The sequence below is a fragment of the Nostoc sp. CHAB 5836 genome (assembly GCF_020829445.1).
Classification (GTDB): Bacteria; Cyanobacteriota; Cyanobacteriia; order Cyanobacteriales; family Nostocaceae; genus Nostoc.
The window spans coordinates 1-25,085 of record NZ_JAIVFV010000090.1 but is presented as its reverse complement, the minus strand read 5'-3'; the positions used below and the strand labels follow the sequence as shown (position 1 = coordinate 25,085).

24 protein-coding genes and 3 pseudogenes are annotated in these 25,085 nt (G+C 44.8%); 19 read left to right on the top strand and 8 right to left on the bottom strand.

Translation table 11 applies throughout. The features are described from left to right. Positions 1-959: hypothetical protein (locus tag LC605_RS18435; protein WP_229548966.1), on the top strand; the 959-nt coding region annotated here is incomplete at its 5' end. 205 nt (positions 960-1,164) lie between these two features. On the opposite strand, the gene LC605_RS18430 is transcribed toward LC605_RS18435, so the two are convergent. The 3 genes from LC605_RS18430 to LC605_RS18420 are packed head-to-tail and all read right to left on the bottom strand — an operon-like array spanning position 1,165 to position 2,756. Next, positions 1,165-1,329 (bottom strand): hypothetical protein, encoded by a 165-nt coding sequence (locus LC605_RS18430; RefSeq protein WP_229548965.1) that lies wholly within the window; start codon positions 1,327-1,329, stop codon positions 1,165-1,167. A gap of 8 nt (positions 1,330-1,337) precedes the next feature. Then, positions 1,338-2,183 (bottom strand): tyrosine-type recombinase/integrase, encoded by an 846-nt coding sequence (locus tag LC605_RS18425; RefSeq protein WP_229548964.1) that lies wholly within the window; start codon positions 2,181-2,183, stop codon positions 1,338-1,340. A gap of 57 nt (positions 2,184-2,240) precedes the next feature. Beyond that, complete coding sequence (locus LC605_RS18420; protein WP_229548963.1) at positions 2,241-2,756, bottom strand: hypothetical protein; 516 nt, start codon at positions 2,754-2,756, stop codon at positions 2,241-2,243. 36 nt (positions 2,757-2,792) lie between these two features. On the opposite strand from LC605_RS18420, the gene LC605_RS18415 reads away from it, so the two are divergent. From LC605_RS18415 to LC605_RS18410, 3 genes are all read left to right on the top strand, one after another. Continuing rightward, positions 2,793-2,963 carry a hypothetical protein gene (locus LC605_RS18415; protein ID WP_229548962.1) on the top strand — a complete coding sequence of 57 codons (171 nt, stop codon included), beginning with the start codon at positions 2,793-2,795 and terminating at the stop codon, positions 2,961-2,963. Between the two features lie 151 nt (positions 2,964-3,114). Continuing rightward, a complete protein-coding gene (locus LC605_RS33010) occupies positions 3,115-3,237 on the top strand; it encodes a hypothetical protein (protein WP_267868588.1) in 123 nt (40 codons plus the stop codon). Positions 3,238-3,633: 396 nt separating this feature from the next. Then, positions 3,634-3,999 carry a hypothetical protein gene (locus LC605_RS18410; protein ID WP_229548961.1) on the top strand — a complete coding sequence of 122 codons (366 nt, stop codon included), beginning with the start codon at positions 3,634-3,636 and terminating at the stop codon, positions 3,997-3,999. 63 nt (positions 4,000-4,062) lie between these two features. Here LC605_RS18410 and LC605_RS18405 read toward each other — a convergent pair whose 3' ends face one another. Next, positions 4,063-4,746, bottom strand: a complete 684-nt coding sequence (locus tag LC605_RS18405; RefSeq protein WP_229548960.1) for a sigma-70 family RNA polymerase sigma factor — start codon at positions 4,744-4,746, stop codon at positions 4,063-4,065. A gap of 111 nt (positions 4,747-4,857) precedes the next feature. On the opposite strand from LC605_RS18405, the pseudogene LC605_RS18400 reads away from it, so the two are divergent. The 11 genes and pseudogenes from LC605_RS18400 (at position 4,858) to LC605_RS18350 (ending at position 14,380) form a co-directional block, all read left to right on the top strand. Next, positions 4,858-5,975 (top strand): annotated as a pseudogene (locus LC605_RS18400) (transposase). Between the two features lie 1,624 nt (positions 5,976-7,599). After that, complete coding sequence (locus LC605_RS18395) at positions 7,600-9,573, top strand: PatA/PatG family cyanobactin maturation protease (protein ID WP_229548959.1); 1,974 nt, start codon at positions 7,600-7,602, stop codon at positions 9,571-9,573. A 363-nt stretch (positions 9,574-9,936) separates the two neighbouring features. After that, positions 9,937-10,149 (top strand): DUF5837 family cyanobactin class RiPP, encoded by a 213-nt coding sequence (locus LC605_RS18390; RefSeq protein WP_229548958.1) that lies wholly within the window; start codon positions 9,937-9,939, stop codon positions 10,147-10,149. Positions 10,150-10,223: 74 nt separating this feature from the next. Next, entirely contained in the window at positions 10,224-10,490 is a 267-nt protein-coding gene (locus LC605_RS18385; protein WP_229548957.1) for a hypothetical protein, read from the top strand. Continuing rightward, a pseudogene (locus LC605_RS18380) lies at positions 10,483-10,626 on the top strand (DUF5837 family cyanobactin class RiPP); the annotation flags it as partial. The gene LC605_RS18385 and the pseudogene LC605_RS18380, both read left to right, overlap by 8 nt. Before the next feature lie 244 nt (positions 10,627-10,870). Next, the gene (locus LC605_RS18375; RefSeq protein WP_229548955.1) at positions 10,871-11,044 is read left to right on the top strand and encodes a hypothetical protein; all 174 of its coding nucleotides are present in this window, start codon (positions 10,871-10,873) and stop codon (positions 11,042-11,044) included. A gap of 11 nt (positions 11,045-11,055) precedes the next feature. After that, entirely contained in the window at positions 11,056-11,469 is a 414-nt protein-coding gene (locus LC605_RS18370; protein WP_229548954.1) for a hypothetical protein, read from the top strand. A 490-nt stretch (positions 11,470-11,959) separates the two neighbouring features. Further along, positions 11,960-12,157, top strand: coding sequence for a DUF5837 family cyanobactin class RiPP (locus LC605_RS18365; RefSeq protein WP_229548953.1), 198 nt, complete (start codon positions 11,960-11,962; stop codon positions 12,155-12,157). Between the two features lie 594 nt (positions 12,158-12,751). Then, positions 12,752-12,964, top strand: a complete 213-nt coding sequence (locus LC605_RS18360; protein ID WP_229548952.1) for a cyanobactin biosynthesis system PatB/AcyB/McaB family protein — start codon at positions 12,752-12,754, stop codon at positions 12,962-12,964. A 276-nt stretch (positions 12,965-13,240) separates the two neighbouring features. Beyond that, positions 13,241-14,044, top strand: coding sequence for a LamG-like jellyroll fold domain-containing protein (locus LC605_RS18355; RefSeq protein WP_229548951.1), 804 nt, complete (start codon positions 13,241-13,243; stop codon positions 14,042-14,044). Positions 14,045-14,185: 141 nt separating this feature from the next. After that, positions 14,186-14,380, top strand: coding sequence for a DUF5837 family cyanobactin class RiPP (locus tag LC605_RS18350; RefSeq protein WP_229548950.1), 195 nt, complete (start codon positions 14,186-14,188; stop codon positions 14,378-14,380). A 264-nt stretch (positions 14,381-14,644) separates the two neighbouring features. Here LC605_RS18350 and LC605_RS18345 read toward each other — a convergent pair whose 3' ends face one another. Further along, positions 14,645-15,436, bottom strand: a complete 792-nt coding sequence (locus tag LC605_RS18345; protein ID WP_229548949.1) for a DUF4058 family protein — start codon at positions 15,434-15,436, stop codon at positions 14,645-14,647. A 514-nt stretch (positions 15,437-15,950) separates the two neighbouring features. On the opposite strand from LC605_RS18345, the gene LC605_RS18340 reads away from it, so the two are divergent. Beyond that, positions 15,951-16,142, top strand: a complete 192-nt coding sequence (locus tag LC605_RS18340) for a DUF5837 family cyanobactin class RiPP (RefSeq protein ID WP_229548948.1) — start codon at positions 15,951-15,953, stop codon at positions 16,140-16,142. A gap of 330 nt (positions 16,143-16,472) precedes the next feature. Here the strand turns inward: LC605_RS18340 and LC605_RS18335 are convergent, their stop codons facing one another. Then, positions 16,473-17,129 carry a Uma2 family endonuclease gene (locus LC605_RS18335; RefSeq protein WP_229548947.1) on the bottom strand — a complete coding sequence of 219 codons (657 nt, stop codon included), beginning with the start codon at positions 17,127-17,129 and terminating at the stop codon, positions 16,473-16,475. Between the two features lie 43 nt (positions 17,130-17,172). Here LC605_RS18335 and LC605_RS18330 point away from each other — a divergent pair, with 43 nt between their 5' ends. Genes LC605_RS18330 through LC605_RS18320 form a run of 3 tightly spaced genes read left to right on the top strand, consistent with a single transcriptional unit; the run spans position 17,173 to position 23,207 of the window. Next, on the top strand, positions 17,173-19,446 hold the full coding sequence (locus LC605_RS18330; RefSeq protein WP_229548946.1) for a TOMM precursor leader peptide-binding protein: 2,274 nt from the start codon (positions 17,173-17,175) through the stop codon (positions 19,444-19,446). 1 nt (position 19,447) lies between these two features. Continuing rightward, the gene (locus LC605_RS18325; RefSeq protein WP_229548945.1) at positions 19,448-20,857 is read left to right on the top strand and encodes a SagB family peptide dehydrogenase; all 1,410 of its coding nucleotides are present in this window, start codon (positions 19,448-19,450) and stop codon (positions 20,855-20,857) included. Positions 20,858-20,909: 52 nt separating this feature from the next. Next, a complete protein-coding gene (locus LC605_RS18320) occupies positions 20,910-23,207 on the top strand; it encodes a PatA/PatG family cyanobactin maturation protease (protein ID WP_229548944.1) in 2,298 nt (765 codons plus the stop codon). Between the two features lie 440 nt (positions 23,208-23,647). Here LC605_RS18320 and LC605_RS18315 read toward each other — a convergent pair. Next, positions 23,648-24,016: pseudogene (locus LC605_RS18315) on the bottom strand (Uma2 family endonuclease); the annotation flags it as partial. A gap of 212 nt (positions 24,017-24,228) precedes the next feature. Then, entirely contained in the window at positions 24,229-24,414 is a 186-nt protein-coding gene (locus LC605_RS18310) for a hypothetical protein (RefSeq protein ID WP_229548967.1), read from the bottom strand. Between the last annotated feature and the right edge of the window lie 671 nt (positions 24,415-25,085).

The following is a 25,085-nucleotide window of genomic DNA, read 5'->3' as shown; positions in this document are numbered from 1 at the left end:
ATCCTTACGGTTCTCGGTGGATGCCGCTAACAAGTGCTTTGGGGTACAGTACTTTTATCTGTGCAAAGAAAATTCTTTCAGTTAGTGGACTGTTCATCTTCAAGCCCGACAAGTCGATTCAGGACGGACGAGAGACAGTGAAGTGGATGGTGCAGAATTTACATGGTAGCCGGATGAAGGAATTTTGGGAGAAAGCCAATGCTGAAAAACAAGAACTTTCTGCTGAAAAACGAGAACTCTCTGCTGGCTCTGTAAAGATAGATGCTGAAAAACGAGAACTCTCTGCTGGATCTGAAAAGATAGATGCTGGCTCCGAAGAAATAGATGCTTTGTATAGAGCATCTATTTCCCAAAAAACCCAGTCAGAGCAAGAGTTATGTGAAACCTCACGAACACCTCAAGAACACCTCACGAACTCATCAATTGAGTTCGTGAGGTGTGTCAGAGACACCCTTGCAGAAAATCCGCGTCACGAGGAGACGGCGATTGCGCCCTTGGGGGGCGCAATCTCATCGCCTGTTCAAGGCGTGTCAGAGATTGAAGTTGACTTGCCTACGGCAATGGACTGTACGACGCGACCAAGAGTAGATGCTGTACCGATTCAAGAGGACACATTTTCCGCCGCACCCGTCGCCCAAAATGAATTATCCTCAAAAGAGGCTCTAGCATTTAATGTCCCTTGCGTGTCTGGTAGAGTTGGCACCGATTCCACTGAAATAGTGCCAAATCTGGAAAAATGGTCAGATGAGGCGATCGCTACAAGATCAAATATGCGACCACAACGTATGCATCAACTCCAAATTGCAGCTTCTTCGGGGCACAATCCCGGCTTTAACTTCTTGCTAGAGTGGTGGAATGACGATCCGGTACTTATGTTCATGATCAAGAAGTTGTTGGTGAAATATCCGCACTGGGGCATTGTGCTCGTTGATGGGGTGCTTGTTAATCGGGAAGGGTAGCGATTTATTCTACTTTTCAACGAAGAGGCTCTTTGCTGAGGGCTCTTAGCTGGAGGGAAATGCCCCCTGACTCCTGCGGTGGAATGAAGGGGGGAACATGGATCTGAGTCCCCCACTTCTACTAAGTGGTTCAAGTGAGGTTGGGGTCGAATCCCAATTGTGTTCTGTCCCCCTTGCTAAGAGCTCAATTGATGGCTTGATTTCTTCAAGTTTTTCTTGGATTTGGATACTGACCGAATAATTCGTAATACCTCGACTTCGCACTGCTCCCAGTTCGTAATTCGTAATGACGCTCTCTACGAGACGCTAAAAGGACACTTACCAGCAACATCAAATCCCGATGATAGCGATCGCCAAGGTCTTCAAACATCCTACCGCCTAATCATCATCATCTGGCAAATACAACCCACTGCTATCAGTCGGTCTGGCATGAAGATACATTTCAGTAATCGCTACTGAACTATGCCCCAGCGTTTTCTGCAATAAGTGAATCGGCGCTCCCCGGTCGAGACTGTGGGAAGCGTGGCTGTGTCTAAGCCAGTGGGGTGATACATTCCCCTCAATCAGAGCACGGTTTGCTGCCTTCTTCACAATATGAAATACCATTGACCGACACAGATGACCACCCTTAGCGGAAACAAACACTGGGTCATCGTGTTTGGTGTAACCTTTTAAAGAGTTAATCTCCCGCCAAATACCAGCACCCACTAGCACGGTTCTTGTTTTATCACCTTTACCGAATACTGTTATCTGCCCCCCATCACCCCGCGCCTTGAGGTCACGCCACTTTAAACCACATAGTTCCGATACCCGCAAACCTGCAAAATAAAGTAAACGAACGATACTGCGATCGCGGGGATTTGTCGTAGAATTTATCAGTAATTGTACTTCTTCAGTAGTAAGAATTCGCTCTGCCAATCGATTCTTTGCCTTGGGGGATTTAACCAGTATTCCCAAATTAGCCGATACTACCCCCAACTGTTTAGCAAAAGAAAACAAGCTTTTAATTGCTCCCACTGCTACCCGCTTGCTGTTATCAGAACTACCGAGTGTCATCACCCACAATTGAATATCCATAAGGGTGCAATCTATTAGGGGTTTATTGGCATGAGTAAAAAACCGCTCGGCATAGCGACGATAGCCGTCAACGGTGTTCTTGCTTTTACCGTGCAGCCAAAGGTCGATGAGTTCTGAATTCGTGAGGGTAGAGGGAGTATTCAACATTGGCTATTCTTATGTTGAATGCTCCTTCATTAAACCCTACTGCGGGGACAGTGGCAGTTATTTTACTGGGTGGTACAGCCCATCTTTTGCATTCCATTCCCAACCGATGCCCCTTGGGTCGCGGTTACGAGTCCAACTGATAAATTCTTTGGTAGTGAGTTTTTCTCGTTCAGGTGCGAGGCTCGACGGACTTAAACCTAGTCGCGGTGCTAGATTTTCAGGGGGCAATGCAAGCAGTTCAACTGGGGAAAGTTGGTATGGGTTAGCTTGTCTTTTTTGTTTGGGTTGACTGTTGTATCTATTTGATGAAATAGCCCGTTCGATGAGTTCTAGCTTTTTGGTCATTGCGTCGAGCTTGCTTTCCAGCTTCTCCTCTAGCTGCTTAACTGATTTACTGCCCTTTGCAACATCGATATCAATATTGCTATCAAACTTGGACATCAATTCTTCTAAGCCTTGCAGCAAGGCAATTGTATGCCCCTCTCTGTGCAGTTTTGATAGTTCTCTGACTACTGGAATTAAGGCAGCAGGGACGCGAATCATTTCGCTTGGTGGGGACTTTTGTTCAGTCATTTGATATCAAATTTGATAGCAATGAACTGATGATAGATGAAAAGGGAACACCAGGGCGATCGCCTCTCAGTTTTGAGGGAAAGGAGCGATGCCGACGGCGGGCTATTCGGCGTCGCTTATCAAAGTTTACCAATCATGTTCAAGCCTAAAAATAAGCAATTTAACCAAGATAATGCCAATGGGAGCAAACTCCTCAGCATCATGTAACCAATAAATTTGGGCTTGTAATTCGCCTAGTGTGGCTGCTAAACTTTCATTCATATTAAATCTAAGTTTTTCTCCAAGACAATCTGGTAGTGATTAACCACACCAGTATTTCAGGTCTTAAGGGTTTCCTCTAAGAAACTGAAAACGAGCGATGCCGAAGGCGGGCTACGCCTACGCTAGACATAGTTTAGACCAGGGCGCACCTGTGCAATTGGTACAGCAGACTTTGGGGCATACCAGCTTGCATACTACCAGCCGCTCAGTTCAAAAGTGACACAAAGTTATTTGTGAAGGTTATAGAGGAGTAGGGTATTACAAAAGGAAAGGAAAATATAGATGCAAATAAGTTATTAAAGTCAAGGGGTACAATTCCAGCAGAATCCAATCTTTCCTTGAGTCCATTGTAGGGTCATGTGATTAGCTCCGCTTTGAATAATTGAGGCTGGAGCGTTATCGACTAATACACCTGAATTAGAAGTGATGTATGATTCTTTACCATTCGACCATATAAGTCGTATTGGGGCTACATCTTTACACACACCAGCCGCTATGCCCATTTAGGTACTTTCATTACTTTTGCTCCCCTCAAGTTAGTAAATTCTGAACTATATAGCTGCTCAACTTAAGTATTAAATAAAATTATTACCAATAGTCTAGGAAAAGCAAAAACGTGAACCGTTTCCAAAAGCTATCCTCAATTGTGTTCCTTTTATTAGCCTTCATTTATCCACCTGCTTTGGCCCAAGCTAAAGATACTACTCTCAATCATGTTCTCAATGAACAGAGTGTTGACGCACAGACAAAATTAGTTGGAAAGCAAAGTGAAAAGCTTTTGTTAGCTCACCGACGGACTCGACGACATGATCATAGACGGCAACGGACTGGACAATATAATTATCAACGCCAGCGAAATCGACGACATGATTATAGACGACGCTATCGCTCTGTACATTATCGCGGACAACCATATCGTCATGGAGAATGGGAACTTGTGCGCGATCGTCATGGACGATTAATGTATGATTGGCAGCGTTAATAGTACACTTTACCCCTAATTTTCCCAGAGAATCTTTATGCGTAAATCCTCATGTAGGCAGACTTAATTAATCAAAGATTCCTTTAAATCAGCTAGATCAGCTTGTTGACGACGCAAAATAGCCATTGCCTGATACTGAATTTGACGAATTCGTTCTCGACTAAGATTGAGGCGGGAGCTAATCTGAGATAAAGTTAGTTCACAATCATCCTCCAAACCAAAGCGCCAAGTAATTATCTTCTGTTGTAGGGGTGTTAACTTTTCGAGCAACTTGCTCAAGTTTTCAAGTATCAGTGTAGCATCTACTTGTTGATAAAGAGTTGAACTTTCGTCAGCTAAAAGTTCGCTTAATTCGGTTTCGCGCTCGTCCCCAACGCGCATCTCCAAGGAAACAGGATTCTTAGAAAAGAGAAGATATTCTCTAATTTGTTCTGGTGTAAATTTTAAGGATTGGGCAATTTCTTTTACAGTGGGCTTGCGACCTAATGATTGAGACAGTTCTTGCTGAACTTTCTTGATTTTATTGAGCTTTTCAACAATATGAATAGGCAGACGAATTGTGCGGGACTTTTCGGAGATAGCTCGTGTGATAGACTGACGAATCCACCAGTAAACGTAGGTTGACAGCTTATAACCCTTGTTGGGATCAAACTTTTCGATACCTCGGTGCAATCCTAAAGTCCCCTCCTGAATCAGGTCGAGAAGTTCTAGATTAGAGTTTGCTGAAAAAAAAAGAAAAGCTGACACTCTAAGATTATCAGACCAAAGAAATATATCCAGGTGCAAGACAGGAGGGTAAAATAGCTTAAAATCCTTGCATCACCGAGACATCAGTACAAAAGTGTGCTGTTTGTAACCATGTATCGAAAACAGGGGCATCTTCCAATCTCAGCAGAAAACTTTGAACTTCCGTTTGAGGGGAAGTTATCAGAAGATAATCGTTGGGTTATTATGGCAGAACTCATTCCTTGGCAAGAATTTGAAGAAGAATATTTTTCTTTGTTCTCGATAGAGATGGGGGCACCGGCAAAGCCTTTTCCTATGGCATTAGGCGCATTAATAATTAAAGAGAAATAATTATTGACTTGCTTTTTGAACAGATAAAGGGGACATTGGAGAAAAAGCCAAGAACCTATAGAGAAATTGCAAGAAAAGACTACCTCGAAGTAGCGAAAAAACGCCGTTTATCTCAAAAATATAGAAGAAAAGCGATAAAAAAGCAACTCCAATATATTAAAAGAAACTTATCACATATTGACCAGGTAATTAGTTGTGGAGCAAGTTTAGAAAATTTAACTAATAGACAATATAAGATGCTACTGGTAGTTGCAGAAATCTATCGCCAACAACTATGATTGTATGAAAATAAAAAACAGAGTATTGATGACCGTATTGTTAGTTTATCCCAACCGCACATTCGTCCAATCGTCAGAGGTAAAGCCGGGAAAGCTGTAGAATTTGGTGCAAAATTGTCAGCTAGTTGTTTTGATGGATTTGTATTTTTAGACCACATTAGTTGGGATAATTATAATGAATCAGGAGACTTAAAAGCTCAAGTAGAAGCCTTTAAAAATTACACTGGTTATTATCCAGAATCCGTTCATGTAGATAAAATTTATCGAACAAGGGAGAATCGCGCTTGGTGTAAAGAAAGAGGTATTATAATGAGCGGACCTCCTCTAGGAAGAGTTCCAGCTAATATTAGTAAAGAAAAAAAGAAGCAAGATTTAGAATTCGAGAGAATTCGTAATTGTATTGAGGGAAAATTCGGACAAGGTAAAAGAAGATTTAGTCTTAATCGAGTGATGGCGAAACTGTCTCATACTTCTCAAACAGCAATTGCTATTACTTTTTTAGTCATGAATCTTTCTACTCACCTGTCACGGGTTTTTTATGCTTTTTTATGTCTATTTTTCAAAAATAAACTTTTTTTCCAGTTAAATATAACTGAAAATTATAAATTAGCTACTTATTGATAGTATAAAGCTATCTTTAACCTTGCTTGCATAACTGGTCAACCCTTAGAATTGCTGTTTCATGACTTTTTCAGCAACCCCTAATTAACAATTGTATTGCTAAACTTAAATCAATGCCTATATTAATACAAAAAACTCAATAGCTAGGACAGTTAGAATCGCTGAAAAAATATCTATTTTTCTAGCAATTCACAACTTAAATCATCAAAAAGAGAAAATAGTTCATTTGTTCGCATTGAAAGGGCTGGGTTTCAAGCCCCCACTCATAGCGCCACGGAGAGCGAGTCCGCGATAGCGATAGCGCCACGGAGAGCGAGTCATCTCCCAAGGGGAGACGCTAAGAGCGAACGAGCGTCAGCGTTAGCGACGCAGGAGCGTCGCGTCTTGTAATGCAAGAATTGATAATGCAAGAATTTTGAATTGTTTTGACGTGAAAGCTATGGTAGTCAAGCATTATACTCCTTTTTTATCTTTTTTTTGTTTAAGTCCCGTTAGGGGAGATGAACAACAGCCCTAGTAAAGACTCCCCTCAATCGCAGATATCCCCTAGTAAAAATCGCCGACGAAAGGGCAAGGCTCAACCATACTCTCTGTCTGAGTTTTTGCGATCGCACTTAATTATACTTTGGCGAGAGTGATTAAAGCGTCTCAGGGAAGCGATCGCATTCCCAATGGATGTAAAGAAACATTTCTGTTTCTTAGAAGAGGGTTAAAACGTGTTCATTTACCACCGAAGATGCTCGGATTAAATTGAAGCGGCTATATCCGTCAATTAGTTCTTGACAGACCACTAGTTATGCAAATTAAAAGTAGATTAGCTTAACCCGTAAGTTGGGTTAATAGCATTATATAAAGCCTTTATAAACTTGATTGTTGCTTGACTAAAAATATCCTCGGCTCATATATAAAATTAACTTATCTATTTTTTGCACTAGTCAATATTGCAAAATCATTTCTGGCGCAAAAAGCAATTGCGTTTTTGTCAATAAAACAATGCGTTTTTTCAATAACAAAACAAAATTTCACAAGATATCGAATTTTCAATAAGTGAACAAAATACATCTGTGTGAAGGATAAATTTTCGGTTATGGATATTTTTGGATGTATAAGATTGAACAGAAAATCCATCTTTAAGATTTGGTAAAGAACTTTACATGACAATGGAAAGAGTGATAAATAATTAGCTGTGGTGATTAAGCAAAAGAAAACATTGGAAAAAACCATTTAAACGAGCGATTTTGTCGTAATTTGGTCAATTATTACTGATAAAAATCATAGGTAAGCTAAAACACATCTAATTTGCATATCAAAATTCTCTCAATATTTTGTGGGGTGGGCCGAAAAGCCCGCCCTGATGGGAGCATAATGCCGATTAGCTTAGTTGTTTGACTTTGACAAATTCATGAAACAGTTGCGTAAGTTTTTCAGCCAAACTGCGAACGATCGCTTGCTTTTGATTAAGGCAGCGCTTTAACTCTAAGCAATTACTGTGTAATTAAAGCTAACTGGCTAAGTCTGTCATTTTTACTTTGTTATTGGTCATTAGTAAGGGTTTTAATCATATTTACGTTTCGTAACATAATTGGATTTTTTCGCACCAACTTACTTATCAGCACTGTTTTGAATGAATCTTTTAGCTATTGAGCCACTCTCGGCAAAAACCTCTGGTAGGCCCGAAATTTGCATTGCTGTACTCGACGGACTGATTGATTTGAAGCATCCGTGTTTTTTGGGAGCAGACCTGACCCTGCTACCGACGCTGGTTACTGGGGAGGCAAATCCGAATGGCGGGATGTCTCTGCATGGTACTCATGTTGCCAGCATCATCTTTGGTCAGTTGGGTAGCCCTGTCAGGGGAATTGCCCCTGAATGCAAAGGATTGAGCATTCCGGTGTTCGCAGATGAAGGACGGCAGTTGTCTCAACTCGATTTAGCCCGTGCGATTGAGCAAGCTGTCAACGCTGGAGCGCACATTATCAACATTAGCGGTGGACAACTCACCGATGAAGGCGAAGCGGAAGGGTGGTTACGACGCTCGGTGCAGCTTTGCCAGGAAAAAAATGTGCTGATTATAGCGGCAGTTGGCAATGATGGCTGTGCTTGTTTACACGTTCCGGCAGCCCTTCCTGCAGTATTAGCGGTTGGGGCAATGGATGACCAGGGTAAACCCATTGACTTCAGTAATTGGGGCGAAAATTACCAGAATCAAGGCATCCTAGCACCGGGTGAGAACATCTTAGGGGCAAAACCAGGAGGTGGGACAACTCGGTTGAGCGGCACAAGTTTTGCCACACCGATCGCCACGGGAGTAGCAGCGCTGTTATTAAGTTTACAAATCCAGCGCGGTGAAACCCCTGATCCGCAAAAAGTTAGAGACGCAATCTTAAAGAGTGCTTTGCCCTGTACACCTGCCGATACAGCCGATTCACGTCGTTGTTTAGTTGGCAAGTTGAATGTCCCTGGTTCACTTAAATATCTTTTTGGAGGTACTGTGTCAAATACTACCGAAGCCATCGCTGCCTCTGGTTGCGGCTGCGATGGAATACAACAAAGCGAGGTTGAATCATCCGATAGCTCACCTCTTGGTGATTCCATTGAAGCCGCAAACGTTGCCACCGCATCTATCAACCCATCTCAATTGGCGATCAATGCGATCGCTCCCTCAACTCCCCAATCTATAACCCCATCAATACCTCCTATGACCTCATCTGTATCGAACTTTGTCACCGCTAGCCAAGCACCTAGTGAACTCGCTGACAGTCAACTTGTATATGCTTTAGGAACCCTTGGCTATGACTTTGGGACGGAAGCAAGGCGAGACTCTTTTAAACAATTGATGCCAGCCAATAGTATTGGTGATATTACCGTGCCAGCGAACCCTTATGATGCACGGCAAATGGTGGATTACTTGGCAGCAAGTCCTTCGGAATCGCGATCACTAATTTGGACGTTGAATATTGAATTGACACCAATTTATGCGATCGAACCCCAAGGAGCTTTTGCGCGAGACACCTACGCCATCTTGCAAGAGCTATTGGCAGGGCAAATTCAAGCTGAAGCCAGCGAAGAATACGTAGAGCGGGTGAGTATCCCCGGCGTTTTGACCGGAAAAACCGTGAAGCTGTATTCTGGGCAAGTTGTACCGTTGATTGCACCCCAGAACCCACGGGGGATGTATGGTTGGAAGATTAATACTTTAGTATCTGCTGCTATAGAAACGGTGCAAACCACCGTGGGAGATGCCCAAGAAGAGGCAATCCGGCGCACGTTGGGCAGTTTCCTCAACCGGATTTACTACGACTTACGCAATCTTGGTACTACCTCTCAAGATCGAGCGCTTAACTTTGCCGCTACGAATGCGTTTCAGGCTGCTTCCACCTTTGCCGAAGCGGTGGCAACTGGCATGGAACTGGATAGCATCACCGTAGAGAAAAGCCCCTTCTGTCGGTTGGATAGCGATTGTTGGGATGTGAAACTGAAGTTCTTTGATCCAGAAAACAGCCGTCGTGCCAAGAAGATATTCCGCTTCACCATTGACGTGAGCGACCTGATTCCAGTGACGCTAGGCGATGTGAGAACTTGGTCTTCGGCGTATTAGGACTTACGCAAAATTAATTATGTCATTGCGAGCGAAATGAAATGAAGCGAAGCAATCACAAGGACTTGGTGATTGCGTCATACCCTTTGGGAACGTCTTTGACGAACGCAAGACGAATACTCTAAGTTGTTGTGCAAAATTAATTTCCCATTCCGAAAACTTGAAATCCTTGCGATTGCTTCGTTCCTCGCAATGACAATATGTAATTAATTTTGCCTAATCACTTATTTTATTTTGCCTAATTACCTAGATTCAAACATTGAGATAACAGTCTTCTTTCATACACAAGAAGCGGTCAGACCCACCGACTGAGCCACGGCTCGACAACGGGACACTAACTAAACTACAAAAGGAAAAACTCTCATGGATAAGCAAAACTTAATGCCCCAAGCGGCACAACCGGTCAACCGCATCACCACTGGGCAATTACCTGCTGAGTTGGCTGAATTGTCGGAAGAAGCTATCCAACTGCATGGCGAAAATAGTGCATCAGTACTAGCTGCTAATACTGCAATATGTGGGCATTTTGGGTGTCAAGGTGCGTATTGTTCTTATGACGGAGACGACGCAGAATAGGTTCCCGCTGCATTCGGTTCTCAAATCTCTCTCAAAGTTCCCTTTCCTCCCGTCGTGGAGCTTGGTTTGCTCGGATGAATCGATCCGCAATTGCTGATCCCATCGGGGTTGACCTTACCTGCCACCTGTTGGGTTTGCGATCGCATGGAGCCAAATCAGCAAATGCGATCGCCCTTCTTCAATTAGTAAGCGCGATAAGCTCTCGCTTAATGCAATCAGGCATATCGCCCACCCCCAGTCTGATTTTACACACTTTAAGCGGTCAGACCCACCGACTGAGCCACGGCTCGACAACGGGACACGTAAAAACTCTCAACTTGGAGAAAAACTCTCATGGATAAGCAAAACTTAATGCCCCAAGTTGCACAACCTGTCAACCGCATCACCACTGGGCAATTGCCTGAGTCGTTGGCTGAATTGTCGTCAGAGTGTCTGCAACTGCATGGCAACGATAATAGTGCATCAGTACTAGCGTCCGATGGTACGTCGATGGAGTTTGAGTTTGGGTTCTGTTCATATGACGGAGACGACGCAGAATAGGTTAAGCGACCTTCGGTTCTCAAATTTCTCTCAAAGTTCCTTTTCCACCCGTCCTGGAGCCTGGGCAAGCCCGGATGAATTGAGCCGCAATTGCCGATACCATCGGGGTTTCCGATACAAAGCACCTGTTGGGTTGAGGGGGAGATGAGGGATTAGGGGAAGTTGCGATAAGCGAAGCTTAATGCCTTTGGCATATCGCCTTTATCGGTATATCAAGTGCGATAAGCAAAGCTTAATGCCTTTGGCATATCGCCTTTCTCGGTATATCAAGTGCGATCGCGCTTCCCCTACCTATGGTAATCGCCCTACTCCCCCCTTCCTGCCCAGCCTTGATACGATCGCTTTAGTCCCATAGTCCAGAAAGCCATGCAGTTAACCATCAATCTACCTGACCCTGCCTTTCAACGACTGTCTCGCCTTGCGGAGTTGACTAACCAACCTCTATCCGAACTGGTGATCCAGAGTATTGCTGGCAATTTACCCCCAGCGATCGAAACGGCTCCGGTGGAAATTCAGGCTGAATTGCTGACCCTGCAAAGTCTGAGCGTGGAAGGATTACGGCAAATTGCCCAGAGCCAAATCCCGTTTGTTCACCAGGAACGCCATATTGCACTGCTAGAGCGAAATCAGGAGGGTTTGTTGACGGGAGAAGAACAGCGAGAATTGCAGGAACTCTCGTTGGCAGCAGATCGATTGATGCTCAAGAAAGCTCATGCTTGTGCAATTTTACACTGGCGAGGGCAGCCCATCCGCGATCTGAACCAGTTATCTCCCAATTAAGGCATGGCTTCAGTTCCACTGTCCCTTCGTCAGCAGGTGATTTCGGACGCAAAGGAGTGTTGCGAATATTGCCAAACTCAACAACGTTTAACCGAGTACCGTGGGTTTAAATCCCCCGGTTCAAAAAATAAGCAAGTTTTGGGTCGGGGTCTAAATAAGAGTCACAAAACTTAATTACGAATTACGAATTACGAATTACGAATTATTTTAACCCCCACAGGTCGAGCAACGGTTAATGCGCTCAAGTTGAATAATGCGTATGTGGTTGAATCTCGCAGAATTTGGGTTGCTGAAAACTGGCATCCGCCCAATTATTGATGGTGCGATCGCATGGACTCGATATACAAGTGCGATAAGCAAAGCTTAATGCCAAAGGCATATCGTCCACACACAGTCTTCTTTCATACACAAGAAGCGGTCAGACCCACCGACCGAAGCAACGGCTCGACAACGGGACACGTAAAAACTCTCAACTTGGAGAAAAACTCTCATGGATAAGCAAAACTTAATGCCCCAAGCGGCACAGCCCGTCAACCGCATCACCACTGGGCAACTACCTGAGTCCTTGGCTGAACTGTCGGAAGAAGCTCTGCAACTGCATGGCAACGATAGTGCATCAGTACTACCAGCCAATGCTTGTTATTGGGAGTTTGGCGCGTGTTCTTATGACGGAGACGACGTAGAATAGGTTCCCGCTCCAAAAGGTGATCAAATTTCAATTAAAGCTGCCTTTCCTCCCGTCCTGGAGCTTGGTTTGCTCGGATGAATCGATCCGCGATCGCCCTAAAGAGGGGGGTTGACCTTACCTGGCACCTGTTGGGTTGAGGGGGAGATGAGGGATTAGGGGAAGCAGGGGAGGTGGTTACGAGGGGAAGTTTTCCGCTTCTCTTGCCCCCTTTGAGGTCTAAACCAGCTAGAAGTTTATTTCCCCAATGACACTTTCTAGCTGGCTTACCTTTCGCTGTCAATGCTGCGCTGCGATAACAACCCGCGAGGGGTTTAAACCCCTCGCTAATAGCAAAAGTCCTCTTTAGAGGACTAAACACTGACCGAACAAAGCGAAATGACTTTAGTTATGGGGTAATAATTGCGAAGAGCGAAATGACTCTCAATGCAATGAATTTCAGTCCATTTTAATGGACTTGAGCTATTAGCCCGGAGTTTAAACTCTGGGCGGATTATGAGGCTAATTGATAATGGTGCAAGACGTCAGAAGTGTCAAAACAACGTTTTAGATCATCTCAGCCATAACAAACCCCAATTCACTAAAAGGAACCAAACTATGAAACTTCCTAAACAATCTCCTCCCGTCAAACGTCCCGATTTAATCCAGCCCCACGAGGCTGTTGATGTGGTTCATGGCAGCGTGGAAAATTTGGTTAACATTCGGATGAAATTACTGCATGGTGCAAACTTCAACGATCCCGCAGGGTTTCAATACCGCAGCTATAACCAACTCAAATCCTCCGGTGGTTGTGGTTGCTTTCACGCTTGATCTGGCAGGGCGTTTCTGTAAGAGTACTCCAAGTAAAAAAATGCCCAATTGTCATTGCGAGCGCAACGAAGTGAAGCGAAACAATCGCTGAGTCTTTGCGATTGCTACCCTTCGGGAACGCTAAGAGCGTACATTCTGCTTCGCTCCATACCCTACGGGAAGCAAGCTACGCAATGACAGACTTTGGATCATTTATTTATTGGAACACTCTAATTCAATTGCCTCAATTTTCAGCTGACATTCACTATAAAAAACTCAATTGAAACTGTTGTAGCTATGTCTAAGTCATCCAAAAAAGAACAGAAAGTACACCTTGAGAGTCGCCTGAAAGTGCTGGTTTTCGATGCCAATTCTCAGGGAATTGCTGTAGGTAGCGGAGCATTGCGACCACAAGGACGGTTCACAATCGAAGCCTGGGTATATCCTGCCACGGATGCCGGAAAACAGGTGATTTTTGCCGATGGGGAGACGCGGTTTTATCTGGAAGCTGGCGAATTGAAGTTTCAGCCTACCCCAGAGGCAGAGGCGATTTCCTCTGTTGCTGCGGGTTTGGTGGCTGGTAATTGGTATCACGTTGCAGTGGCACGGGGGGGGAGTCGTCCCGGCGATACGAAGCTTTATATTAACGGCGTAGAAAACGACAATCAAACGGCAATTCCTCCAGTTGTGTCATTTGGCAATACCTATTTAGGAGGATATCCAGAGGTGCCAGACTCCGGCTTTGAAGGCAAATTACTGGAAGTGCGGGTATGGCGATTCGCACGATCGCAAGCCGAAATACAGGCAAATATGACCTACTTCCTCACCGGGCGGGAACTGGGGTTATCGCGCTGCTGGACATTAAATGAAGGTTTTGGCACTGCGATCGGTGGTAAAACGACCAATCGGGCGACGGGAACTGTTATGGGGGATGCCACTTGGGAAGAGTCGGAGATTCCTGTCAAAGTCAATCTCAATGCTCAGGAACGGTTAACGCGATCGACCGGATTGGAAGATTACGGCTACTGGTTTAAGGAGATGGCAAAACAACAAAAAACCGAGGCAGATTCCCCATTTCGGCGGGGGCGAATTTGGGCATAGCGATCGCATGGACTCGATATACAAGCGAGCACATCGCTACCTTTAGTCTTCTTTTACACACGAGAAGCGGTCACACCCACCGACTGAGCAACGGCTCGACAACGGGACACGTAAAAACACTCAATTTGGAGAAAAACTCTCATGGATAAGCAAAACTTAATGCCCCAAGCGGCACAACCCGTCAACCGCATCACCACTGGGCAACCACCTGAGTCGTTGGCTGAACTGTCGGAAGAAGCTCTGCAACTGCATGGTGATGATAGTGCATCAGTACTAGCGTCTAAGTACTACTACGCGGAGAATAGTTGTTCTTATGACGGAGACGACGCAGAATAGGTTAAGCGACCTTCGGTTCTCAAATTTCTCTCAAAGTTCCCTTTTTGCCCTTCCACCGAGCCTGGTTCGCTCGGATGAATTGATCCGCGATCGCCGATACCCGATAGGGTTTGGGATACCTGGCACTTGTTGGGTTGAGGGGGAGATGAGGGATTAGGGGGAGCAGGGGAGGTGGTTAATGTTTGAGGTTTTCCGCTTCTCTTGCCCCCTTTGAAGTGTAACCCAGCTAGAAGTTTATTTCCACAATTACACTTTCTAGCTGGCTTACCTTTCGGGTTGCAGTGCTTGCTGTTGTAATCTCTCAGTTACCCAAGCCATATCCGGTTCTGACAAAGCAGGAATTGGGGGACGACTGTAATCAATCCTTAAGTCATAGCTCCCCTGATCGTAAATCTGATCTAGCAATGACCTGAGATCGATCGCTGGTTCTAGTTCATTAGTCCTTAACGGCACTGGAAATACAGGAATCCTATCTTGCAAATTAAACCCATACAATTGAGCCTTTGGACGAGTTTCACTCTTGCTGACCACAATTCGATAGTGACTTTGCCGAAAATCTCCTACCATTGCCATGCCATTTCCCTGACGCAACAAATCGATTTCCACAAAGTGAGTTGCACTACCCAAAATCTTTAACCGCTTTGTTTCGTATTGCATCCTCCCGATTCCCACCTGTTTATTTTTTGGAGAAAGTACCTCAATGATGGTTACAACTTCCTCGGTTTCTACGGCACGAATTTCTAAGTATGCCTCTGTCAAAATCTCTGGTAAAGGTAGCAACACTTCGATCGACTGGGTTGTGGGAGCAACGGCGAGATTAGATTCAGGCGATCGCACGGCATATGGCGAACTTTGTACTGAGACATCGGGGACACCTATCAGCAAAGCCGTATCTCCACTCACCTCGTATACACGCTCTTCGATGGCTACGATGTACTTCGGGCGAAGTTTTGGGGCAAGGTCATTTGCGATCGCGGTAATTAACCGATGATGAATTCCTGCCCAAAGAGAAGGATGTTCCAGATAAGGATTCATACCAGGAAAGGGAGAAGGCATAAGTAAAACTCCTAAAGCCAGCCATAAAGAATGCCAGCTTACCTGTCTTCTATTTTAAATACCTGACTGTAATAAAATCCCCCTATAAATCCCCTCAACTCTAGGTTTGACAAGTTTAGCGATCGCCTATCGGAGTTTGGGATACCTGCCACTTGTTGGGTTGATTTTGAGATGAAGGATTAGGGGAAGCAGGGGAGGTGGTTAATGTTTGAGATTTTCCGCTTCTCTTGCCCCCTTTGAGGTCTAACCCAGAAAATCGTAGGTTGGGTTGAGGCTCTGCGAAACCCAACAGAGGCAACCAAATGTTGGGTTTCGTTCCTCAACCCAACCTACGCGGGTTAAAGTTTTTGGGCTTAACTTTCACCAAATCAGCAAGTGCGTTGGCGCTTCGCCTACCGTAGGTAATCGCCTACCCAGAGTCTTTTTTTACACACTTTAAGCGGTCAGACCCACCGACTGAGCAACGGCTCGACAACGGGACACGTAAAAACACTCAATTTGGAGAAAAACTCTCATGGATAAGCAAAACTTAATGCCCCAAGCGGCACAACCCGTCAACCGCATCACCACTGGGCAATTACCTGAGTCCTTGGCTGAACTGTCGGAAGAAGCTCTGCAACTGCATGGCGACGCTGTTACAAATGTACTAGCGTCGACGAGATGTCAGTGTGAGTTTTGTTCTTATGACGGAGACGACGCAGAATAGGTTCCCACTCCATTCGGTTGTCAAATATCTCTCAAAGTTGCCTTTTCTCCCTTCCTGGAGCTTGGTTCGCCCGGATGAATTGCTCGGCAATTGCCCTCAAGAGGGGGGTTGACCTTACCTGGCATCTGTTGGGTTGAGGAAATGATGAGGGATTAGGGGAAGCAGGCGAGGTGGTTACGAGGGGAGGTTTTCCGCTTCTCTTGCCCCCTTTGAGGTCTAACCCAGCTAGAAGTTTATTTCCCCAATGACACTTTCTAGCTGGCTTACTTTTCTCTTTATACCGCTTGCAAAATCCTCGGTATTTCCGAGCGCAGTCCTCCAAACTGTGGCTTACTCGATCGCTCCCTCTGACTCTCCCTTTCCCAATCGCTGTTTAAGTTCTCGAATTGCAGCACTGGTATTGCGATCGTAGGCAACTTGAAGACAGCGGGCAATTACATCCTGGAGGTTGATATCTGGAAAATACCTACTTTGTGTCCGCAGCAAATATTCTGTGCCTTGCAACTGGTAAACTAACAATTGGTTTTTGCGAAATAGCCAAACCTCTGGCACTCCATACGGCAGGTAATCATTTACATCGGAATAACTCGTCACATCAATTTCTAGCACTAGATCCGGCGGCGGATCGGTCTCCCAATCAATCCGCTCTTTACCAGAAACCGATTGCCAACTATCGATGTAAAAGCAATAATCTGGTTCGATGCCGCTTTGATCGGGCAGTTCCATTGTGACTGGTGTAAAAGAGTCATATTCGCGCCCTGTGTCATCCAAAAGAACTTTAATGACATCCGCAATCAAACTTACATCCCGTCCATGTTTTGGCATCGGTGACATTAACAGAATCTCTCCAGAATGATACTTCATACGAGGAAGCGATCCATCACCCCGCTGCTGGCACAACGCCTGATACTCCTGCCAGGTTGCACGCAGCCGCACAACGGCTCCTGCGGGTAACTGAATTTTATTCGGTGATACCAGGGCAAACATAAATCAATCTCCCATAACTGCCTAAGCCTATCCTAAACCAGGTATGAAAAATCCCCAGATTAAACCCCACTTCCGCGTCGAAATTGTTGAACCCAAAAATGTCTATTTACTCAGTGAATATGCTACCCACGCGCTAACGGGTAGCCTTTATTGCCAAATTCTTCCCCTTCTAGATGGACAACACACACGAGCAGAAATAATTCAAAAACTCGATGGGCAAGTTCTCCCGGAACACTTTGATTATGTCCTCGATCGCCTAGATGAAAAAGGCTACCTCACCGATGCTGCTCACAGCCTAACCCGCGAAGCCGCAGCATTTTGGAGTCTGTTGAATGTCGATCCGCAACTCGTGAGCGATCGCTTACCCCAAACAAAAGTTTTCGTCACAACTATTGGTGCTGTTGACGCGCAAAATTTGATAGCAGCGTTGCAAGGGGTGGGAATTCCCGTTCATGAGGGAGCAGGGGAGGAAAAATTTGGCAGTAATTCCCTGTGGGTAGTTCTCACCGATGACTATCTTCAGCCAGAACTGAGCCGGATCAATAAAATCGCCCTGCAAACTCAGCAACCTTGGTTACTTATTAAACCAAACGGTGGGATACCCTGGTTCGGTTCCATCTTTACTCCCAAACAAACAGGTTGCTGGGAATGTTTAGCCCATCGGTTACAGGGCAATCGAGAGGTGGAAACTTCGATTTTACAACAACTTGGGAAGACGGGGAGTGGATGTTTCCCGACAGCTTTGGCTGGGTTGGCTTCGACAGAGCAAACAGCGATCGCACTTACAACTACTGAAGTTGCTAAATGGCTGGTGCAGCAGATTGTGCCAGAAGCGAAAATTCCGACTTTAGCTGGAAAAATCATTACTTTCGATCAAACGAATTTCACCCTGAAAACCCATTCCCTAACTAAGCGTCCCCAATGTCCTGCTTGTGGAAATCCCGATTTAGTTAGTCAACAAGTCAAAGGTGCGATCGCTCTCACCAGTCGCAAAAAGCTGTTTACTCAAGATGGCGGACATCGCGCATTTACACCAGACCAAATCTTAAAACGTTACGAACATCTAATTAGCCCGATTACTGGAGTCGTCAGTAGCTTAACGCGATCGTCCGATCCAGAAAACCCCTTTGTCCATACCTACAGTGCGGTTCACGCTTTTGGTTCCTCTTCTAGTTTGGGTAAATTGCGGAAATCCCTTGGTCACAAAAGCGGTGGTAAAGGTAAAACGGATCGCCAATCTCAGGCAAGTGGATTTTGTGAGGCGGTTGAACGCTATTCTGGTATTTACCAGGGTGATGAACCCCGAATCAAATCTAAGTTGGCTGATTTGGACGGTGCCATTCATCCGCAAGAGTGTTTGCTGTTTAGCGAAACTCAGTATCAAAATCGGGAGGAATTGAATAAAAAGGCGATCGTTGAACACGATTGGATTCCCAAACCCTTTGACGAAACCCAAACCATTGACTGGACACCCGTTTGGTCACTCACCGAGCAAACCCACAAATATCTTCCCACCGCCTTCTGTTATTACAATTACAAGCTCAATAAAGAACATCGCTTCTGTGCCGCCGATTCCAACGGCAACGCGGCGGGGGGAACCTTGGAAGATGCTATTTTGCAAGGATTTTTAGAACTTGCAGAGCGCGATAGTGTGGCAATTTGGTGGTACAATCGTCTAGGGCGTCCTGGTGTGGATTTAGCCAGTTTCAACGAACCTTATTTACTGGATTTACAAGCCTGGTATGCTACTCAGCAGCGAGAATTGTGGGTTTTAGATTTAACTACAGATTTGAATATTCCCGCATTTGCCGCCGTTTCTCGTTATACGAGTGGAGAACGGGAATACATCATTGCTGGTTACGGCGCACATTTGGATGCCAAAATTGCCATTTTACGAGCCGTGACGGAGGTGAATCAAATTGGTTGTAACCTACCAGAAAACCATCCCCCAAGCAATGCAGACTCGGCATTGAATTACTGGTTTACGGGAGCAGCGATCGCCAACCAACCCTATTTAGCACCTTCTCAAGCTCCTGCCAAACAAGCCACTGATTATACCCAGCAGTGGAGTGACGATATCCATCAAGATGTCTTGAATTGTGCAGACATTGTGAGAAAAGTCGGGCTAGAAATGCTGGTAATCAACCAGACTCGTCCTGATATTGGCTTACCTGTTGTCAAAGTTATTGTACCAGGTTTACGTCATTTTTGGTCACGTTTTGGGGCTGGAAGGTTATATGATGTGCCTGTAAAACTCGGCTGGCTCCCTGCATCTATAGCTGAAGACCAAATGAATCCTATGCCAATGGTGTTTTAATATGTCCGATACCTTCACCCTCTCCTTCCGTCCCGAAATTGTCCTTACCGATGAAAGCGATCGCTTGACGCTGCAATTTGCTACGAATAGCCTCACTCTGGATCGTCCCCAGCCAGGATTGCGATCGGCATTAGAACACCTAAAGCATTCTGCCCTAACCGCAGCCCAGCTAACCGCAATAGTAGTAGAAGCTGATGGTGTGGAAGACGGTTTAAACTTTGAAGCTGAGTTACAAAAGCTGATTAACCTGGGCTGGATTTGTCATTCTGTTTTACCGTTAGTAACCGCCATTGCGATCGCTACTGATTATCAATTAGTTTCTCCGGTTTTTGATTGGGATAAACTCTTAATCCTATCTCGATTTGCTTTTTTACGTCAGGAAAATCAACAATTCGTCTTAGAATCTCCCTTATCTAAAGCCAAAATTATTCTCCTAGATTGGCGTGCTGCCGCTCTAATTGGTAAACTGGCTCAGTCTGATTCGTCATTCAAGTTAGAGAATTTAGCAGATTCGCTGATTGATGTAGAAATAGTGCGATCGCTGATTCAATTGCTGATTGCTACTAAGATGATTTCCCTAGAACCAGAAAGTGAAGCGTTAGCAGAATGGCAATTTCACAATCTTCTATTTCACCGTCAAACTCGTTTACAGCGATTAGATGATGTGCGAAAATCGAAAATGCCGAGCTTCGAGGATCATGAGCGATCGCACTTTGTCAAGTCTCCCATGAGCAATCGAGTCATTTCCTTAGAGAAACCTCACCTAGAAGCGTTAGCCAAAACAGATATTTCTCTCACCCAAGCGATCGAATCTAGACAATCAATTCGTGAGTACGACAATCAGCCTATCACTGTTAACCAGCTGGGAGAGTTTCTATATCGCTGTGCCAGGGTGAAAGAGGTTTACACCCATGAGGAGGATATTATGAACGTTGGAGAATGTACAAAACGTCCTTATCCTTCCGCTGGTAGATTATACGAATTGGAAATTTATCCTGTGATTAATCGGTGCCAGGGATTGGATTCAGGATTATACCACTATCAGCCATTGTCTCATGCCTTGTATGCGATTGCCGATGGGAATCTTGAAGTTGAAGACTTAATTTTCGATGCCTGGAAATCAACGGGACAGCAAGATGCTCCCCAAGTGCTTCTGATTGTGACGGCTCGATTTGGGCGGTTGTTTTGGAAGTACTATGGCATCGGTTACGGATTGATTCTAAAACATATTGGTGTTTTGTTTCAAACATTTTATCTGGTTGCGACTGCGATGCAATTAGCTCCCAGTGCGATCGGTGGAGGAAATTCCGAACAGTTTGGCAAAATTGCCAATCTCAACGAGTACGAAGAGTCTTCTGTGGGAGAGTTTAGTCTCGGTTCACTCAAGCAAATAAACGACAATCCCTCCTAAAAGTTTCACCAATTGACCAACTTTATAACACTTAATTTAATCGATTACTTCTATGCCTGACCTTAATACCATTCCCGGTTTTGCTGCCCTGCAAGCTCTTACTCTGGGTGATTCTCGGATCAAAATTGCTGTTTTAGATGGGCCTGCCGATCTGGATCGTGCTTGTTTTCGGGGTGCAAACTTGAGCAAAGCCACAGCTTTTTGGCAAACAGATTTAGAGCCAATCGAGCCGATTTATATTGAAAGGGAACTTGAAATTAGGAAGTTGGGAGACAAAAAAAAGGCTTTAAAGAAAGCATTGAAGCAGAGCGAAAAGCAGAATCAGGATACAGCCCCAGTGCTATCCGTTGCTGAAGTGATGCCGTCGCGATCGCACCATCCCATTGCAACCATCTTCAATGCTGTATTAGAAAACACGGAAGCGCCTTTACTAGAACAATATCGCCAGTTAAAAAACTCCAAGCAACAGCAAACAACACTCAAACCAGAAATCCCCGCAGACATCGACTATCAAGCAGCAATTGAAGCATTAGAGGCAGAGATCGAGGCACTACAAAACTCAATTCCCAAGCCTATGAGCGATCGTCTCAATGGTGTCTTTCATGCAACAGGTATCTTTGGTACAATGTTCGGGCAACCCGGTTCCCCAGTGGAAGGAGTCGCTCCCTACTGCACCGCTATTAACATTCCCCTATTTGAAACCCCAACGAGCGATGAGGCACTTTCTCCCTTGAACCTAGCTCATGCCTTTAACCTGGCATTGGAACTGGGGGTAAACATTATCCATTGTGCTGCCTGTCATCCGACTCAAACCGGGTTTGCCCACGAAATGATTCAGAAAGCGGTGAAGCAGTGCCAAGATAATAATATTCTAATTGTGGCTCCATCAGGCAACAATAAGGGCGAATGGTTTTGCGCCCCGGCGATTTTGCCAAATGTCCTGGCAGTCGGGATGATGAAAGACGATGGGCAACCCGCCAACTACAGCAATTGGGGTGGACAGTATCAGAAACAGGGCATTCTAGCACCGGGTGAAAACATGGTTGCAGCACAACCCGGCACCGATGAACCGGCACGTCAAGAAGGAACCAGTTTGGCTGCACCTTTGATGACGGGTATCTCTGCATTGCTGATGAGTCTGCAACTGCAACGGGGTGAAAAACCCAATGCGGAAGCGGTGCGGACTGCTTTACTCAATAGTGCCATTAAGTGCGACCCCAAGGAAATTGAGGAACCCGATCGCTGTTTAGTCGGTAAATTAAATATTCCCGGAGCCTATCAATTACTAACTGGGCAGCTTTTACCCAACATTCAAGCCAGTGCAGTTGTCCTTCCACAAATTATTTTACCAGCCATCCCAGATAGTTCCAAATCTGCGGTAATAAGTGCCTCCCAACCTCTTAATGAGGTTTATAATTCTACCCCTACTCAACTCGTCACCGCTTCCGCCACACTTGCAGACATTGCCCCTGCTTCCTTATCTCCTTCTAACATCACCCCCAGTGCCGTCTCCAGCCAAGTCTACGCTCTCGGCAGTCTTGGCTACGATTTCGGCAGTGAAGCCCGCCGCGACACCTTCAAGCAACGGATGTCTGCGGTCAGCATGGATGGGATATTAATTCCTGCCAATCCCTACGATACCCGCCAGATGGTTAATCATCTGGAATTGAGTCCCACTGAAGGCAAATCTCTCATTTGGACACTGAATCAGGAACTCACACCCATTTACGCACTAGAACCCCAAAAGGCTTTTGCTAGTGAAATCTATGCTGTCTTTCAAATGCTGCTGGCTGGACAGATTCAGCCCGAGGAGAGCGATGATTATATCGAGCGAGTCAGCATTCCCGGCAATCTGACAGATCGCACCGTCGAACTCTTTTCCGGGCAGGTAGTTCCTGTGCTGGCACTGCCAAATATTAGAGGGATGTACGGTTGGCAAGTCAACGCCCTTGTGGAAGCAGCAGTTGCTACCGTCAGCCCTGAAGCCAGCGAATCTGAGAACGTGAGGATGCGGCGTTCCCTCAAGAGTTTCCTGCATCGTATCTACTATGACCTCCGCAACTTAGGACAGTTAGACCGCGATCGCGCCCTCAATTTTGCTGCTACCAATGCCTTTCAAGCTGCCTCCACTTTTGAGTCAGCCATTAATAGCGGCATGGGACTAGACAGCATTGAGATCGAAAAAAGCCCCTTTTGTCGCTTGAATAGTAATTGTTGGGACGTAATGCTGAAGTTTTTCGACTCCGAAAATAGCCGTCGCGCCAAAAAGGTATATCGATTCACAATCGACGTTGCCAATCTTATGCCAGTTACTTTAGGTGCAGTGCGATCGTGGTCAGTCCCACGTTAGGAATCGCGCATAACTTAGCTATTGGGACTTAGACAAAAAGTAGCCCGAAAAAACCATCAAACGTATATACAGAGAGATTTTGACCATTTTTTGAATTCAAAATTCACGCATTCAAAATTCTGTTAGGAATAAAAAAAATAATTTTGAATTAATTATTCTTCCCTACGGGACGCACTGGCGTTCGAGGTCATTGCCTCCCACTGATATCATGTCCGGGAGTGTAACCATAATAAAATAATCTTAGAGCCTTTGCGCGTTAGCGTCTTTGCGTGAGTTTTATTATGGGTGTGTAAGCGGACATCATATCATAAGTTTCTATTTGAAGAACTGTTTTTCAACTTAATATCTCATTAATCTCTGATTAATCTCTCAAAATTAAATAAAGTTGTATCTAAAGACGTAGAAAATGTCAGTCAAACACCGCAAATCGCAATTTATCTTTAAGCTTGATTTACTGCATCAAAGATTTGTGATACTTTGAGATTTAGTTGACTAAATTGCGGCGATACAACTAAATCATTACCAGAAAACTTACCTATCTCAGTGTAAGTTTTGTCAATCAGTTCTAAGATTAATATAGTCTGGGCTTCGGGGTCAATAATCCAATATTCAGGAATCCCACAATCTTGATACTGCGATCCCTTGGCGATAAAATCTCTATCTCGTTGCAATTCTTTGGGACTAACCACTTCAATCACCAGTAGAGGCGGTAGCATCTCTAAGCGAATAGTATTACGTTTTGCTAACTGCTGAATATGCTCTTGGCGAATAATTGTCAGATCGGGGTAACGGTTTCTAGGTTTTCCTCTCCCGGATTTCTCACAAAGGTTTAAACGATTAGCCCAAAACGCTTATGCCACTTAGACTTGAGGTAAAATACCCCGTTCACATACTGCTGTGATTCATGCAGTGTCTAAAACGCTCAAAATCTAAGCCTGATAAAGGTTTGGTCATAGCGATCGCAGCACTTGTGAGAAATTCGGGCTCTGACTTCCAGTTCTAAACCATGTCCTCGCACTCTTCAAAATCCATACAGGAGATTCATCAAGTGTTTCTCCATCTTCTTTTTGAACTGCACCGGCTTACGTCCTAGCTCCCAGTCGCTCAATTCTTCAAGGAGTTGCGCCGCCAGTTCTTCACCACCAGCGATCGCAGATTCCCGTAGCCTTTGCTCCAGATTTTGGTCATACTGTTGGATAAATTGCATTCGTAACAAGTTAAAAACAAATGCACTTTGTCAATATGCCCAAAGATATAAATTAATGTTTACGAGAATGATAATCACAGAGAATGCTAGGGAGAAGAGGTGAGAAACGCTCACCTCTCCTCCCGATAAGACGATTATTATTATCAAGACCTGCTCAAGGGTAAGATTTGCATCTGTGAAAAATCATGTGAAACTCTACTAGAGACAGGGATTTAAGTGAGGCGATCGCGCACAGAGCTATACCAATAAAACCGACTGTTGTCAAAAAAACCGTACTCTTGGATACATTTTTTAGAAAACTCCTTGAGCAACTCTAAATAAGCAAAACTAATTAATCATCTAAAAAGTTAAGGGGAAAGCGCCCACCAAAAGATAGTTCTGGATCTGTAGGGGAGCAATTTTTGTAAACTATGGAGGGAAAGAAGCAAAATTGAGGATTATTTAGTTTACTCTCAAACAAATGCTTGAATTTTTACGCCAATCAGTAGACCGCAACTATGGGGTAGCCTGCGAAGTTTATTTACCCTCTGGGTGATTTGGGTTGGTTTTTGGGGTTCATTAATAAATAAAACTTATCATAGAGCTAAGGCAATCAGCTTTTTTATATTCCCCAAAAAACGGTATCGTACACTACTATTTTTTAGCGATCGCAAAAGTTTTCGGTCTACTGA